Genomic DNA, 14,495 nt, shown 5'->3' with positions numbered 1-14,495 from the left:
TTCAGTTCTTTCGGTCAAAGGCCAGCGCGAAAATCCTTGTTCCAGAAGTCGAGCATTTCCGTTTTGTGTTTCATCAACATCGCGAAGTCGACCGGCACGATCCGCTCCAGTTCCTTGCCCGAGAATCCCACCGCCTGTTGCAACGACGGCGGCAGGTTCGCATTCGCGATCGTCGGCGCGTAGCCCATCGACTCGGCGAACGCGCGCTGCGAACGCGGATCGAGCATCGCATTCAGATACGGAAACGCGCACGCGGACGACTTGCTGCCCGCGGTCACCGCCGCCTCGAACGTGGCCGGCAATGCGCCCTCCTTCGGGAACACGTAATCGACCGCGAGGCCGGCTTTTTTCCACTGCAGCGTGCGCGCCTTCCACGTGACGGTCACGACGATCTCGCCGCTCTTGAGCGCCGACGCCAGCGCATCGACCGACGGATACACGCGCGGCGACGCCTCGCGCAGCGCGCGCAAATACTTCTGCCCAAGCGCGAGATCGCTCGCCTGTCCGCCCGAGGCGAGCGCACCCGCGAGCGTCAGATAGTCATACTGATCATCGACCAGGCCGATTTTGCCCTTGAATTGCGGGTCCAGCAGCGCGGCGAGACCGTCGGGGCGCGTGCGCACGCGATCCGTATCGTAGACCAGCACGAGCGCGCTGAAGATGTGCGGCACCGCGTAGCTGCGGCGAAATTGCGGAATCACGTTGGCAAGGTTCGGCAGCAGCGCGTCGTCGAGTTTCGCGGTCGTGCCTTCGGAATACATCTGGAACATGTCGTTATCGCGCAGCAGCGCGACGTCCATCGTGCTGCGCCGGCCGTGCGCTTCGGCGCGCATCGTGGTCTGCCGCGCGAGCGCACTGCCGACCGCATAGGTAATCGCATCACCGGTAGGCGTCACGAGCGAATCGATGTTCTGTTGCAGCAGGCGTTGATAGTCGCCGCCCCACGTGCCGACCACTACTTGCCCCGAACACGCACCGGCCGCGTTGGCTTTCACCGCGAACGGACCCAGTGCGGATGCGGCGACGAGTGCACCCGTGGATCGAAGAAAACGGCGACGTGGCTGGTTGATGTGATTCATACACTCTCTCCAGGAGAAATGCGTTTTCGAAAAGGAGGCGCAACAGACGAGCTCGGGCCTTGGTGGTCCGATCTGTATTTGATTGGATAGGTTTGGAACGCCGCTGCCGCCGCGCAGCGGCAACAGGTCAAATCGCTGCGGTCAAGCGCGCATTCACGGCCGCCAGCACTTCTTCGAGCGTCTCCTCCATCACCTTCGACAATTCGTCGAGATGCGGAGCCGGCGCCGCGCCATGCGGCGTGATCTTCAGCGTGTAGAAAGGCATCGCGTGTTCGAAGCGGCGCAGGATCAGATTCGAGTCGAGGAAGTCGTACGCCGACACCGGATGCAGCAAGCCGATGCCGAGGCCTTCCTTCACCATCGTCGCGATGTTGACCGAATACGGCGCGGTCGCCACCACCTGCGATTGCAACTGGCCCGTCGCAAACACCTGATCCATGCCCCAACGCACGAGTTCGGGCAGATCGTACGACACAATCGGCTGATTCTGCAGATCGGCGACCTTGATGATCTTGCGCTTGCCAAGCGGATGACCGGGGGGCAACGCGCAAATCGCATCGAGCTGCGCGAACGCGGTCGAATCGGTGCCGGTCACATCGACTGTATTCGTGACGAGACCGAGCGCGAGTTGACGCGACACCACCTGATCGCGAATCAGGTCCGACGCCCCGGTCGTCAACGAGATCTGCACAGCTGGATGGCCCCGATGAAAGTTCGCGATGACGCGCGCGAAGTAGCCGAGCCCGAACGACACGACCGAGCCCACGCGAATCACCGCGGCCGACGGATTGCGCAAGCTCAGCGCGAACTCGCGGATGTTGTTCAGGCCGGCATAGCGCCGCTCGACTTCCTCGAACAGCGCCAATGCTTCGACGGTCGGTTCGAGCCGTCCGCGGCTGCGATCGAACAGCGTCAGATTGAGCGAGCGCTCCAGGTCGGTAATCAGGCGGCTGATGCCCGACTGCGACGTGCCGATCACCTGCGCGGCGCGGGTCGTCGTGCGGGTGAGCATCAGCGCCCTGAATGCGTCGATGTGCCGAAAGTCCATCCGTTCTCTCCGGATTGCATGGGCCGCCGGCGCTCGCCGCTGTCAACCCCGCTCGCACGGGAGCGCTGCGCATATCACGCCGGCAAATCAAAGGCATGGATTTTACCGCCCTTCATCACGACCGGAATGCGCTCGCCCTGCCCCAGCAGACAGTCGAGCGACGCGAGCGGATTGCCGTCGACAACCAGCATGTCGGCGTGCGCGCCCGCCGTGATCTGCCCGAGCTGCCCGACCTGGCCGAGCACCTGCGCGCCGACCACGGTCGCGCTGCGCAGGATCTCGAGCGGCGACAGCACTTGGCTGCGCAAGCGGAATTCATCGCTTTGCAGACGCTGCGATGCGCCGAGCAGATCGCTGCCGAAGCCCATCGGCACGCCCGCCGCGCGGAAGATTTCGAGCGAATGCAGGCCGGCCTGGCGCACGCTCTCGATCTTCGCGACGCTGTCGGCGGGCAGGCCGAGCGATTCGCCTTCGTTCGCGAGCGCATCGTAGGTGACGAGCGTCGGCACCGCGAACGCGCCGTGCTCGGCCATCACGCGCGCCGCCGCTGCGTCGACCAGATTGCCGTGCTCGATCGTGCGGACCCCGCAGCGCACCGCGCGCGTGATCGCCTCGGCCGTGTACGCATGCGCGAGCACGTAGGTGCCGCGCGCCCGCGCCTCGTGGACGATCGCCCTGATCTCGTCTTCCGAATAGCCCCATGCGCCGACCGGATCGGTGGGCGAGGCGACGCCGCCGGAGGCCATGATCTTGATCTGGTCGGCGCCCATCTGCAGTTCCTCGCGTACCGCGCGGCGCACGGCATCGACACCGTCGGCGACACGCGAGATCGCGCCGACCCGCGCGCAACACGCGCATGGGCTATCCATGCCGATGTAGTCGCTCCGGCTGCGCATGTCGCCGTGTCCGCCGGTCTGGCTGATCGCGCGGCCCGACACGAACAGCCGCGGACCATCGGCGAGGCCCTGTTCGAGCGCCTGTTTGAGCGCGAAGCCCGCGCCGCCGGCGTCGCGCACCGTCGTGAAGCCGCGCCGGAGCATGCCTTGCAACAGCGGCAGCGATTTCAGCGTGACCAGCACGTTCGGCAGATTCACCTGGGCCGCGAGGTTGAGCTGCGTCGCATGCACGTGCACGTGCAGATCGATCAGGCCAGGCATCAGCGTCTTGCCGCGCACATCGATTTCGCGCGCGGACGCGCTGCGGATCGGCCGATCCGAGACCTCCTTGATGCGTCCGTTTTCCACCAGCACCGCGTGGTCCTCGCGCAACTCGCCGGCAACCGGGTCGAGCAGCGCGCAGTGCGAGAACAGAATCGACTCCATCATCTCTCCTCCCGGCTCAGGGCCGGGGTGATCTCCAACGTTCAAGGGTGTCGCGAGCCGCGCGACTCAATCGATGATCGCGTGCGCGAGCGTGCGCGGGGTCTTCGTCAGCAGTTCGGGCGTCGGGCCGGTCACGACCGAATCGTCGAGCCGGAAACCGCCGAGGCCGTACACATAGATGCCTGGCTCCGCCGAGTAGACCTCGTTGTCGAGCAGCGCGCGGTGATTGAACGCCATGTCGTCCGGATACTCGTGACCGATGATGCCCATGCCATGACCCGTGCGATGCCGGATGTACTTCGCGCAACCGGCCTGCTCGATCACCGCCTGCGCGGCCGCGTCGATACCCGACACCGGCTGCCCGGTGACGGCCGCCGCGACGGCCGCCTCGTTGGCCGCGCGCGCGACCTCATGAAAACGCGCCTGCTCGGCGCTCGGCTTGCCGCAGAACCACGTGCGCTCGTTCTCGATCACGAGACCGTTCAAACGCGGAATCACGATATTGACGAGACCGTCGCCCGCCTTGATCTTCGCGCCGCACGACGCACCGTCGCCATGCGGCGACGCCGATGCCGGTCCCGACAAGGTCCAGCAACGCATCACTTCGAGGTTCTCGCCGGGAAAGCGGCGCGCGCCTTCGGTCACCATCAGCGTGGCCATCTGATAGTCGAGTTCCTGAACGAGCCGGCCGGGACGGATGTTCTCGCGATATTGGTCCTGCACCCAATCGGCGAGACTCGACGCCGCACGCATGATCGCGATCTCCTCCGCGTGCTTGACCCAGCGCAACGAGCGCAACTCGGCGAGCATCGGCAGAAATTTCGCATCGGGCAGCAGCGACGCTGCACGGCCGAGCGGACCGCCCGCCGCCTCGACGCCGATTCTCGATGCACCGAGCCCGGCGGCACGCAAACGCGCGGCGATCAGCTCCGGGACTTCCGCGAGCTGCGGCTGCCGTTCGACCACGCGCGGATGCTCGGAATAGAACGAGATGTTGTCGAGCCACAGATGCCCGCGCTCGCGCGCCATCATCACGTGATGCGTCGACAGCTCGTTCATGATCGCAAACGGCTCGCCCGACAGCGGCACGCACACCGCGATCGGCCGCTCCCAGGTCTGCACGTCGACATGGAAATTGGTCGCGAACTGGAAGAAGTCGGCGGACGTGAAGATCAGCGCATCGACCCGCTGACGCTCCATCAGCTTTTGCATCAGGCCGTGACGGTAAGCGCGAGTCTTTTCGGTGAGGATCGGCATCGGTTATTCCTTCAGGAAGAAGAATTGAGGAGAGGCGCATCCCACCCGCGAGCCCGCGGCGCGCCTGCCAGTTCAGGTCATCATCGTCTTCGCGTAGCGCCGCTGGATGATCCAGTGCGACAACAGCGCCAGCGCAAACGTCACGACCATCGATACGAGCGACAGCACGGCCCCGAACGGCCAGTTGTTCGCCTTGGCGATCTGGTCGTAGATCGCCGGCGTCATCATCGTGATGCCGGTGCCGCCGAGCAGCACCGGCGTCGCGTACGCGTTCATGCACAGAATGAACACCAGCATCGTGCCGGCCGCGACGCCGGGCGCCGCGATCGGCAGCACGACGCGCGCGAGCGTCTGGGCGAAGCTCGCGCCGAGATTGCGCGCGGCTTCCTCGATCGAAAAATCGAGGCCTTCGAGCACGCTCTGCAAGGTCAGGATCATGTACGGCAGCACCACGGCGGTGGTGCCGGCCACCACCGCGAACGGCGTGTACAGCAGCCGTACCGGTTGATCGACGACACCGAGCGCGATCAGCATCGCATTGACGAAGCCCGCGTTGCCGAGCATGACCATCCACCCCGCCGCGCGCACGACGTTGCCGACCAGCAGCGGAAACACCAGCAGCATCACCAGTTGGCTCTTGAAGCGGCTCTGCGTTTTCGCCAGCACGTAGGCGACCGGAAAACCGAGCACGAGCGACAGCGCCGTGCACAGCGCGGCCACCTTGATCGTGGTCCACAGCACGGCGTGGTAGTACGGATCGGTCAGAAACTGGACGTAGTTCTCGAGCGTGAACGCCGCCTGCATCATCTGGACCGAGTCGAAATGATTGAAGCTGTAGCGCACCAGTTGCACGCCCGGCAGCACGATCACGAATAGCACGACCAGCACGGCGGGCGATGCGAGCAGGCCCCCGGCGAAGTCGCGGCGCCGCGGCGCGGCGTTCAGTGCGCTCGTCGTCATGGTTCAAAGTCCCGGCTTGAATTCCTTGTTCCAGAAGTCGAGCAGCGCCGGCTTTTCCGCGGTGAAACGCGCATAGTCGACTTTCACGAGGCGGTCGAGTTCGGCATTCGTGAAGCCGACGCTCTGTTGCAGCGTCGGCGGCAAGGCCGCATCGGTGACGGTCGGCGCGTAGCCCATCGTCTCGGCGAAGCCGATCTGCGCGCGCGGATCGAGCATCGCGTTCAGATAGTTGAAGCCACAGCCACGCGTCGGCGCGTTCTTCGGCACGGCGGCTTCGAACGTGACCGGCACGCCGCCCTCTTTCGGGAACGCGTAGTCGACCGGCACGCCGCCTTTTTTCCACTGCAACGCGCGCGCCTTCCACATGCAGGTCATCCAGATTTCGCCGCTTTTCAGCGCCGCCGCGACCGCTTCGTTCGACGGATAAACCTTCGGCTGCTGCTTGCGCACCTCGCGCAGAAACTGGATGCCGGCCGCCGTGTCGCCGTTGTGCTGGCCCGCCGCGAGTGACGATTGCAGCACGTTGAAGTTGTACAGAATGTCGGAAAAGCCCACCCGTCCCTTCAGTTTCGGATCGAGCGCGACCGCGAGCGAGTCTGGCTTCGCCTGAAACTTCTCCGGGTTGTAGACGATCACCATCGCGCTGAAGATGTGCGGAATCGAATACGGGCGGCGTAGCGCTTCGATCGTGCGCGCCGAGTTCGGCACCAGTTTCGGGTCCAGCGGTTCGAGCACGCCCGAACGGTTCACGTCGAACATGTCGATGTCGGCCAGGCAGGCGACGTCGAGCGAACCGTGACGTGACATTTTCTCCGCGCGCAGCTTGGTCATGCGGCCGATCTGATCGGCCGAGTCGTAGGTGACGTGACCGCCCGCGGACTCGATGATCGGCTTGCCGATGTTCTGTTCGAGCAGGTTCAGATAATCGCCGCCCCACGTGCCGACGACCACACTGGGACAAGCATCGGCCGCCAACGCCGCGCGCGGATCGAAGCCGAGAGACGGAGCGACGAGCAGACCGGATGCAGCTTTCAGAAACGTGCGGCGCGTGATGGGATGGCTCATTTTATGGTCCTTCAGGCGGAAAAAAGCAGGCAATCTTCGGTTCTGAAGCACGCGTGCAGCGTGTCGCCGGGCGACCAGCCGCCGGCACCCGCATGCGCGGTGTTCGGCGCCAGCGCGACGAGGCTCTGGCCACGCTCGCTCGTCAGACGCAGTTCGACGCTCGCGCCGAGATAGATCCGCTCGGCCAGCCGCACCGGAATCGATACTTCGCTGTGCTCGGGCGCCGCGGCGAGACGCAGGCGCTCGGGACGGATGCCGAGCGTGTTGGCATGGCGCGCGGCGGCATCGACCGCGATTTTTTCGCCGTTCGCCGTGATGAATTGCCCGTTGTCGACGTGGCCCGCGAGGAAATTCATGCGCCCCAGAAAGCTCGCGACGAACGGATTAGCGGGCCGCTCGTACAACTCGTCGGCGCTGCCGATCTGCTGCACGCGTCCGTCATGCATCACGGCCACGCGGTCCGCCATCGCGAGTGCTTCTTCCTGATCGTGCGTGACGAAGATCGTCGTGAGACCAAGACGCTGCTGGAGCGCGCGGATTTCTTCGCGAACCTCGACGCGCAGCTTCGCGTCGAGATTCGACAACGGCTCGTCGAGCAGAAACACGTCGGGCCGGATCGCGAGCGCGCGCGCAATCGCGACACGCTGTTGCTGGCCGCCGGACAACTGCCGCGGATAGCGCTCCGCGAGCGAGCTCAGCCGCACCATGTCGAGCGCCTCGCGAATGCGCGTGGCGCGCTCCGCCTTCGGTACGCGCCGCATTTCCAGACCGAACGCGACGTTTTGCGCGACGGTCATGTGCGGAAACAACGCATAGCGCTGAAACACCATGCCGGTGTTGCGCTTGTCGGGCGCGAGCCGCGTGACCTCGGTGTTGCCGATCCAGATTTCGCCGTCGCTCGGCTCGACGAAACCCGCGACCATGCGCAGCGTCGTCGTCTTGCCGCAGCCGCTTGGGCCGAGGAACGCGACCAGCTCGCCCTCGGCGATATCGAACGACACGTCGGCGACCGCGGTTGTCGCACCGTACTGCTTGCGCAGATTGCGCAGGGATACCTGAGCCATGATCAGATCACCTTGCCGAGCTTCACGAAACGATCGGTGATCAGCATCACGATGCCGAGCAGCACGATCTGCGCGGCCGATACCGCCGCGATGGTTGGGTCGAGATTGAATTCGAGGTACTGCATGATCGCGATCGGCAACGTCGTCTTGCCGGGGCCGACGAGCGGCAAGGTCATCTCGAGGTTCTCGAACGAGACGATGAAGCCGAACAGCGTGGACGCGACGATCGCCGGCCGCAGCATCGGCAACGTGACGCGCCACAGCGTGCGCCACGCGCCGGCGCCGAGATTGCGCGCCGCCTCCTCGACCATCGTGTCGATCTGGCCCAGGCTCGCGGTGACGAGCCGGATCGTCCACGGGATGGTGAGGCAGATATGCGCGAGCAGTAGGCCGCCGAAGGTGCCGACGATGTCGGTGTCGAGCGCATTCTCGGCGCGCAGATAGAACAGATAGGTCGCAATGCCGGCGACGATGCCGGGCACGACCAGCGGCAGCAGCAGCGTGTTGCTGACGACGCGCCGCCCGGGAAACCGGTAGCGCGCGAGTGCGAGCGAGGCCGCGACACCGAGCACCACGCCACCGATCGCCGCGCCGGCCGCGAGCTTCAGCGACAGCACGAAACCGTTCGCGAACGCGTCGTTGCGCCATGCGTTGACGTACCACGACAGCGTGTAGCCGGACGGCGGGAACGTGATGATCGCGTCCTTGAAGAAGCTCAGCCAGATCACGAAGATCAGCGGGCTCAGCATGAACAGGTAGATGAGCGCGACGCCAGCCCCGACGAGCCATTTCGCCGGGGCCAGACGGGGGCGGGACAAAGCGTGCGCGGAAACGATGCTGCTACGGTCGATCGGAACCTGCGTCACCACGCTTTCTCCTTGGTCGGGATTACACGTTGGGGTGTGTCCGGTGAGGTGGCCAACTCATGCCATCCCAGCTCCGCCTCGGCTGGCTGCAATGTAAATTTGCATAGCCTTGCGGACTGCGATTCACAGTAGCATGAATAAAAAAACGCGCAAAGTGGGATCTGGCCAGACGCGCGCTGGGGTTTACGCGGGCGGTGGCCGACTTGGGGAAGGGTGTTTGCGCCGGAATGGCGGATGTGTTGAGCGTCGACGTGGCGTTCGGGCGACGCTCACCGCACCCGGTGCATGAGTCGGCGAGCAGATGCTCGATGCGGGCATCCCGGCCGTTGCCGACGCTCGCCGACGCAGCGGAAGTGATCAGCGCACCACGGCTGCCCGTGCCCGGCCCGACTTCACGCGCCAGTTCGCGAGCGCGCCGAGCGCCATCAGCACGCTGGTGCCGAGAAACACCGCGCGCATGCCGACGTGTCCGCCGACGAAGCCGCCCAGCAGCGGCCCGGCCACCTGCCCCGCGTACTGCGACGACACCGAGTAGCCGAGAATCGCGCCCGTCACGCTCGCCGGCACGTTGTGGCGGATCACGCTCGCAATGCACGGCAACAGGCCGCCCAGTGCCATGCCCATCAGGAAGCGCAGCACGATCAGCTGCCAGCTCGCGGTGACGAACGCCTGCGGGATGAGCAGCACCGCCGCTACCGCGAGGCAGCCGACGATCACGTTCCAGTGCCCGGTGCGATCGGCGAACCTGCCGAGGCGCGACGACGAGATCACGCTGCCGAGCGCCGCGCCCGACATCACGAAGCCCGCGACCATCGTCACGCTTTCAGGCTTCGTGAGTTGGGCGACGTAGACGGTGATGATCGGCTCGATCGACATGTTGGCGACCATCAGCAGCAAACCGGTGGCAAGCATCGCGATGGCCGGCCGCTTGTCGTCCACCGATGCCCACGCGCCTTTCTTCGACGCGTTCTCCGCGCGCTTGCGCACCGGTGTTTCGCGGATCAGGAACGCCGTCGCGAGAAAGGCGACGAAGATCGCCGCGCCCGATGCCCAGAAGGTCGCGCGAATGCCGATCAGCGGCGGCAGAAAGCCGCCGAGCAGCGGGCCGACCAGATTGCCCGCCATGATCCCCGACGACAGCACGCCGAGCGCCCAGCCCGAACGCGCCTTCGGCGTCTGCGTCGCGACGAGGATCATCGAGCCCGATGCATAGCCGCCGAGCAGCCCCGCGAGCAGCCGCAACGCGACCAGTTGCCACGCCGAGTGCGCCATGCCGATCAGCGACATCGCGACCGCCATGCCGAGGCTCGAGCGGATCAGCATCAGCTTGCGGCCGTAGAGGTCGGCGAGCTTGCCCCACAGCGGCGCGACGAGCGCCGCGCTGAAGAAGGTCGCGCCGAACGCGGCGCCGGACCATTGCACGATCGCCGCATGATCCTTCACGCCGAGCTGCTCGACGTAGAGCGGCAGGAACGGCAGCAGCAGCGTCATCGCGACGATGGTGGTGAACGAGCCGAACACGCATACGCAGAGATTGCGCTGCCAGTGCGCGGCGGCGTCATCGTCGGCGGGCGGGACGGCCTTCGCAGCCACCGTGGCCTGCGCCTGCGGCGGCACCGGTTCGGCCGATGGTATGTCGAGCTTGCGATTCATCTTCGAGACTTTCCAGGGTGGCTACGCTATCCGAAGCATCGTAACGGGCTGCGCCGCCGTCAGGCAGTCAACCCATCATCCTGGTATCGCTACTACCTCTTCGGTACTCGCCGGTGTGACCGCGCGTCCTGCGCGACTAGTGGCCCGCGCGCGACGTGCTGTGCGACGTCTGCGGCGCGGCGGCCGCCGACGCCGCCGCATCCGCTACCCCCACCTCACCGCCCGGCAGATCGGCCGGCTTCGTCGACCTCACCGCATCCGGATAGAGCTGCATCAGCACGCGCAGCACGCCATTGGTCCAGCCGAAGCCATCCTGTAGCGGATACTCGCCGCCGCCCGCGGACTTGTCGCTCGCGTCGACGTCGTACTTTTCGACCAGCTTGCCGGTGCGCTGGTAGTACGCGACGTCGGTGCGAATCCAGCGCGTCGCGATATCGCGCGCGAGCTCCGGCTCGCTATAGCGGCGCAGCCCGATTACCGCGAGATACTGCAGCGGCGCCCAGCCGTTCGGTTCGTCCCACTGCTGGCCGGTATTGGTGCGCGTCGTCGCGAGACCGCCCGGGCGCAGCAGATCGCGCCGGATCGTCTGCGCCACTTCGCGCGCGTCGTTGCGGGTCGCGACGCCGGCGTACAGCGGATACACGGTCGCGGCAGTGAGCCGGTGCGTGAGCGTGCGATGCACGAAGTCGTAGTCGCCGAACGCATGCAGTTGCGGATCCCACAGCACCCGGCGGATCGCATCGGCGCGCACGCGGGCGCGTAGTTCGAGATTTTCCGCGTGACCCGCATCGCCGGTCACACGGTAGGCTTTCGCGAGCGTGCGTTCGAGGTCCACCATCAGGCAGTTCAGGTCCACCGGCACTATCGAGGTCACGTCGATGGTCGCGAGCGTTCTGCCGTCGGCGAACCAGCGCGAGCTGAAATCCCAGCCGGTTTCGCCGCCCGCGCGCAGGTTGCGCCACAAATCCTGCGCCTCGCGTTGCGGCACCTGCTGCGCGGTCATCACATCTTCGCGGTACGACTCGTCGCGCGGCGCCGCGCGCTCGTCCCAGTAGCGATTGAGCAGCGTGCCGTCGGCGAGGCGCACCAGATGGCGCGCCGCGTTGCCGGACGCGAGATGGTCGCTGCCGGCCATCCAGTACGCGTATTCACGGCGCAGCTCGGGCAGATAGCGGGCGTACACCTGATCGCCCTCCTTGCGCGCGACCAACTGCACCATCTGCGCGAAGAACGGCGGCTGGGAACGGCTCAGGTAATACGTGCGATTGCCGTTGGGGATGTGGCCATAGCGGTCGATCAAGGTCGAGAAATTGTTGAGCTCGTCGGCGACGAGCGCGTGCTGGCCGCTCGCGTCGAGCCCCAGCAGGATGAAGTACGAATCCCAGTAGTAGATCTCGTCGAAGCGGTCGCCCGGCACGATGTAAGGCGACGGCAGCGGCAACAGCGACGAGTACGGGCTCGCGCTGGCGTCCGGCTCGCGGCGCAGCACGTTCCACAGCATATCGATGTGCGCGGTGACGCTGTCGTTCGGATCGGACACGTAGCGCTTCGCTGCGCGCGCAGGCAACGTGAAGTGCTGATCGACGAACTGCTTCAGGTCGAATTGCGGCTGCGTGCGCCAGCTGTTGTAATCGGCGATGACCTGCGTCGGCGGCTCGTTGGGCCACATATCGGCAAAGGTCTTGCTGTCCGGGTACAGATGCGCGAGTTCGACGTCGCGGTACAGCGCGCCGTACAGTTCGGACGGCGGCGTCGGCACGACCGGCGACGGCTGCGCGTGATCCGTGTTTTCGATGTGCCGGAGCGCGGCGCTGCTGGCGGCATTCGCAGCAACAGCCGATGCGGGCAGCGTAATGACCGGCACGGCCGGCCTGGTTTGCGCGACCGTTGGCGCGGATTGCGCGGCGACGCCGGTGCTCGCGGCGAGCACCAGCGCGGTGGCCACCGAGGCGACAGCGCGGCGATACAGCCGCGCGCGGGAAGACCACAAAGCAAATGGCATCGGCGGACCCGTTGAGGGCGACGCGGTGACGTCGACGTAGGCGGCCCGCCGCGCGTGCCGATGACATGCTGCACGCGACTGCGGGGCTTCGAGACGGTTTCACGAGCAAATGCGGGGCCCGCTTCGCAAAACAGGCTAGCGTGCAAGCGCCTTTTACCGGTGAAATACGGACAACGGTACTGATTCGCGGGCGCCCTTCATCGTCACGCGCGCGAGCACCGAATGAAGTGATCAAAAGTTGCCGGAGGATTTCCAGTTGTCATGGGACCGGACGAAAATGGCCAGGTTCAATAGCAGGACCGGTCATTGCGTGCTTGCGCTGCGGCACCGACGCAAAGACAGAGCGCGTCGACCTGTCGATGGCGCTCCCTCCCGACAGACGTTCATTCAATCGAGGCCGACATGAAAAATCCCTGGACGAAGAAGAATCCGTTCATGAGCATGTGGTTGAGCGGCGCCAATACCGTCGCGAACGCCGCGAGAGTACGGACGATCGCCGCATCCAAACGCGCGGTCTCCGCATTCTGGACCGCCGCACTCACGCCGCCGAAGCCGAAGAAAAAAAGCAAGGCACGCCGCTAGGCAGTCTCGTCTTCGATCACGGCAGCGGCGGCAAGTTTGCACTGCTTTCTCTGGAATAGAATTTGCCGCGCGCAACGGTGAGTCGGAGTCCAGCACTAGCCTCCGGTCTGGAATCCCAATGACGCCGCCTTCGCGCGCAACTCCGCGAAGCGGTCCGCCGTCGGGTTGACTGCCGGCTTTTGCGACTGATCGATCGCCGATACCGAGCTCGACGGCGAAGGCGCGAGCGCCCCCAGGCACGCTCCGCCGAACGGCCCCTGGGCGACCGTGAACGCGGGAGCGTCGGTGCGCGGCGCGTCGGTTAAATCGAGCGCGTAAGCGAGATTGACCGTCGCCGCATCGCTGCCGCGCACCCCAAGCGGCTGCAAGCCGAAGCGCCATTGCAGCAGCGCGTGAATCGAGCTGGGGTCGAACGGATAGCGCGTGACCGAGCCGGCGCGCACGCGCGGGCCAAGCAGCGCGAGCGGCACGCGAAAGCCGAGCTTGCCGTCGTTGCCAAGCGAGAGTTCGCTGTTGCTGATCGGCCTGGTGGGCGGCACCACGTGTTCGAGAAAGCCGCCCCATTCGTCGTAGACGACGATCATCAGCGTGCGGCTCCATGTCGGACTCGTGCGCAGCGCCTCGTAGACCTGCGCGAGAAACGCCTCGCCGTCGCGGATGTCGGCATGCGGATGATCGTCGGCGGAAACGCCTTCCGGCTCGCCCGTGAACGACGGATCGATCATGCAGAATGGCGGCAGCGTCCCCGCCGCGGCATTCACGAGGAAGTCCGCAAACGGGCGCGAAATGCCGAGATACCGCGTGCCATAAAGCGCCGTGAACGGCACGTCGTGGTAGTAGTAGCGACAGTCGACATCGGCGTCGTTCAGCTTGTCCCAGATCGTGGCGAGCGACGAAGTGCCCGCGCTGTCATCGAGCCGATCCGTCGCGCCGCTATGCAGGTACAGGCGATTGGGAAACGTGCTGGTCAGGATGCCGCTGAAGTAGAAGTCGCCGATCGTGTAACTGCTCGCCACGGCGTTGAAAAATTGCAGATCGGCCGACGTGTAGTAGCCGATAGGCAGCAGATCGCCGGGAATCAGGCTCGTGCCCGGCGTCAGCAGCCAGCCATTCATCGCCCCCGAAGCCAGTTGCGTGCGGGCCCCCGAGAAGCTGTGATTGGGGTCCTGGTAGGAGCACGCCTGATAGCCGTACGCGGCATTCGCCGCAAGGGAAAACGGCGTATGCATCGCGCCGAACGCGTCCTTGAACTGCTGGTTAGCGGGCCGGCCCTCGGCGCCAGGCACCCAGCCGAGGAAATGATCGAAGGAACGATTTTCCATCGTCACCAGCACGATGAAGTCGATGCCCGAAGCGGCCGGCGCGGGCAACGCCGGGCGCGGCAGGCTATAGCGGTCGGCGGCGCTCGGCGACGGAATGTCGGTAATCGGGGACGCGGGGTCGCCGCCGTCTCCGCCCGCTCCGCCTGATCCTCCGCCGCTCGATCCGCCGCCTCCGCAACCCGATAGCGCAACGCTGCCGGCCACGGCGGCTACGCCCGCAAGAAAGCGGCGGCGGTCGTGTCCGTGATTCTGGTGAGTCTCGTCGCCCATCACAC

The 14,495-nt window shown here is 65.7% G+C and carries 12 protein-coding genes; all 12 read right to left on the bottom strand.

Annotated features, from left to right (window positions below; all coding sequences use genetic code 11):
- Positions 1-14: 14 nt before the first annotated feature.
- On the bottom strand, positions 15-1,079 hold the full coding sequence (locus tag EVC45_RS24305; protein ID WP_129960777.1) for a PotD/PotF family extracellular solute-binding protein: 1,065 nt from the start codon (positions 1,077-1,079) through the stop codon (positions 15-17).
- Positions 1,080-1,206: 127 nt separating this feature from the next.
- The gene (locus EVC45_RS24300; protein WP_129960776.1) at positions 1,207-2,127 is read right to left on the bottom strand and encodes a LysR substrate-binding domain-containing protein; all 921 of its coding nucleotides are present in this window, start codon (positions 2,125-2,127) and stop codon (positions 1,207-1,209) included.
- 74 nt (positions 2,128-2,201) lie between these two features.
- Positions 2,202-3,449 carry an amidohydrolase family protein gene (locus EVC45_RS24295; RefSeq protein WP_129960843.1) on the bottom strand — a complete coding sequence of 416 codons (1,248 nt, stop codon included), beginning with the start codon at positions 3,447-3,449 and terminating at the stop codon, positions 2,202-2,204.
- Between the two features lie 66 nt (positions 3,450-3,515).
- On the bottom strand, positions 3,516-4,706 hold the full coding sequence (locus tag EVC45_RS24290; RefSeq protein WP_129960775.1) for a M24 family metallopeptidase: 1,191 nt from the start codon (positions 4,704-4,706) through the stop codon (positions 3,516-3,518).
- Positions 4,707-4,778: 72 nt separating this feature from the next.
- Positions 4,779-5,666, bottom strand: coding sequence for an ABC transporter permease (locus EVC45_RS24285; RefSeq protein WP_129960774.1), 888 nt, complete (start codon positions 5,664-5,666; stop codon positions 4,779-4,781).
- 3 nt (positions 5,667-5,669) lie between these two features.
- A complete protein-coding gene (locus EVC45_RS24280; RefSeq protein WP_129960773.1) occupies positions 5,670-6,731 on the bottom strand; it encodes an extracellular solute-binding protein in 1,062 nt (353 codons plus the stop codon).
- A gap of 11 nt (positions 6,732-6,742) precedes the next feature.
- Positions 6,743-7,795: an ABC transporter ATP-binding protein gene (locus tag EVC45_RS24275; RefSeq protein WP_129960772.1), complete on the bottom strand. Its 1,053-nt coding sequence runs from the start codon at positions 7,793-7,795 to the stop codon at positions 6,743-6,745.
- A gap of 2 nt (positions 7,796-7,797) precedes the next feature.
- On the bottom strand, positions 7,798-8,661 hold the full coding sequence (locus EVC45_RS24270; protein ID WP_129960842.1) for an ABC transporter permease: 864 nt from the start codon (positions 8,659-8,661) through the stop codon (positions 7,798-7,800).
- A gap of 357 nt (positions 8,662-9,018) precedes the next feature.
- Positions 9,019-10,314 carry an MFS transporter gene (locus EVC45_RS24265; RefSeq protein WP_129960771.1) on the bottom strand — a complete coding sequence of 432 codons (1,296 nt, stop codon included), beginning with the start codon at positions 10,312-10,314 and terminating at the stop codon, positions 9,019-9,021.
- Between the two features lie 136 nt (positions 10,315-10,450).
- Positions 10,451-12,316, bottom strand: a complete 1,866-nt coding sequence (gene treA, locus EVC45_RS24260) for an alpha,alpha-trehalase TreA (RefSeq protein ID WP_129960770.1) — start codon at positions 12,314-12,316, stop codon at positions 10,451-10,453.
- 383 nt (positions 12,317-12,699) lie between these two features.
- Positions 12,700-12,885 carry a hypothetical protein gene (locus EVC45_RS47670; RefSeq protein WP_168991525.1) on the bottom strand — a complete coding sequence of 62 codons (186 nt, stop codon included), beginning with the start codon at positions 12,883-12,885 and terminating at the stop codon, positions 12,700-12,702.
- A 108-nt stretch (positions 12,886-12,993) separates the two neighbouring features.
- Entirely contained in the window at positions 12,994-14,490 is a 1,497-nt protein-coding gene (locus tag EVC45_RS24250; protein WP_129960768.1) for an alkaline phosphatase family protein, read from the bottom strand.
- Positions 14,491-14,495 lie beyond the last annotated feature (5 nt).

It is taken from the genome of Paraburkholderia sp. UYCP14C, from assembly GCF_004197395.1.
Classification (GTDB): domain Bacteria; phylum Pseudomonadota; class Gammaproteobacteria; order Burkholderiales; family Burkholderiaceae; genus Paraburkholderia.
The sequence above is the reverse complement of the archived record's forward strand: the minus strand, read 5'-3'. Positions and strand labels throughout refer to the sequence as shown.

Bases quoted from the DNA above. Each gene is read 5' to 3' on its own strand.
- EVC45_RS24305 (WP_129960777.1), bottom strand. From the start codon at position 1,079: ATGAATCACATCAACCAGCCACGTCGCCGTTTTCTTCGATCCACGGGT.
- EVC45_RS24300 (WP_129960776.1), bottom strand. From the start codon at position 2,127: ATGGACTTTCGGCACATCGACGCATTCAGGGCGCTGATGCTCACCCGC.
- EVC45_RS24295 (WP_129960843.1), bottom strand. From the start codon at position 3,449: ATGGAGTCGATTCTGTTCTCGCACTGCGCGCTGCTCGACCCGGTTGCC.
- EVC45_RS24290 (WP_129960775.1), bottom strand. From the start codon at position 4,706: ATGCCGATCCTCACCGAAAAGACTCGCGCTTACCGTCACGGCCTGATG.
- EVC45_RS24285 (WP_129960774.1), bottom strand. From the start codon at position 5,666: ATGACGACGAGCGCACTGAACGCCGCGCCGCGGCGCCGCGACTTCGCC.
- EVC45_RS24280 (WP_129960773.1), bottom strand. From the start codon at position 6,731: ATGAGCCATCCCATCACGCGCCGCACGTTTCTGAAAGCTGCATCCGGT.
- EVC45_RS24275 (WP_129960772.1), bottom strand. From the start codon at position 7,795: ATGGCTCAGGTATCCCTGCGCAATCTGCGCAAGCAGTACGGTGCGACA.
- EVC45_RS24265 (WP_129960771.1), bottom strand. From the start codon at position 10,314: ATGAATCGCAAGCTCGACATACCATCGGCCGAACCGGTGCCGCCGCAG.
- treA (WP_129960770.1), bottom strand. From the start codon at position 12,316: ATGCCATTTGCTTTGTGGTCTTCCCGCGCGCGGCTGTATCGCCGCGCT.
- EVC45_RS24250 (WP_129960768.1), bottom strand. From the start codon at position 14,490: ATGGGCGACGAGACTCACCAGAATCACGGACACGACCGCCGCCGCTTT.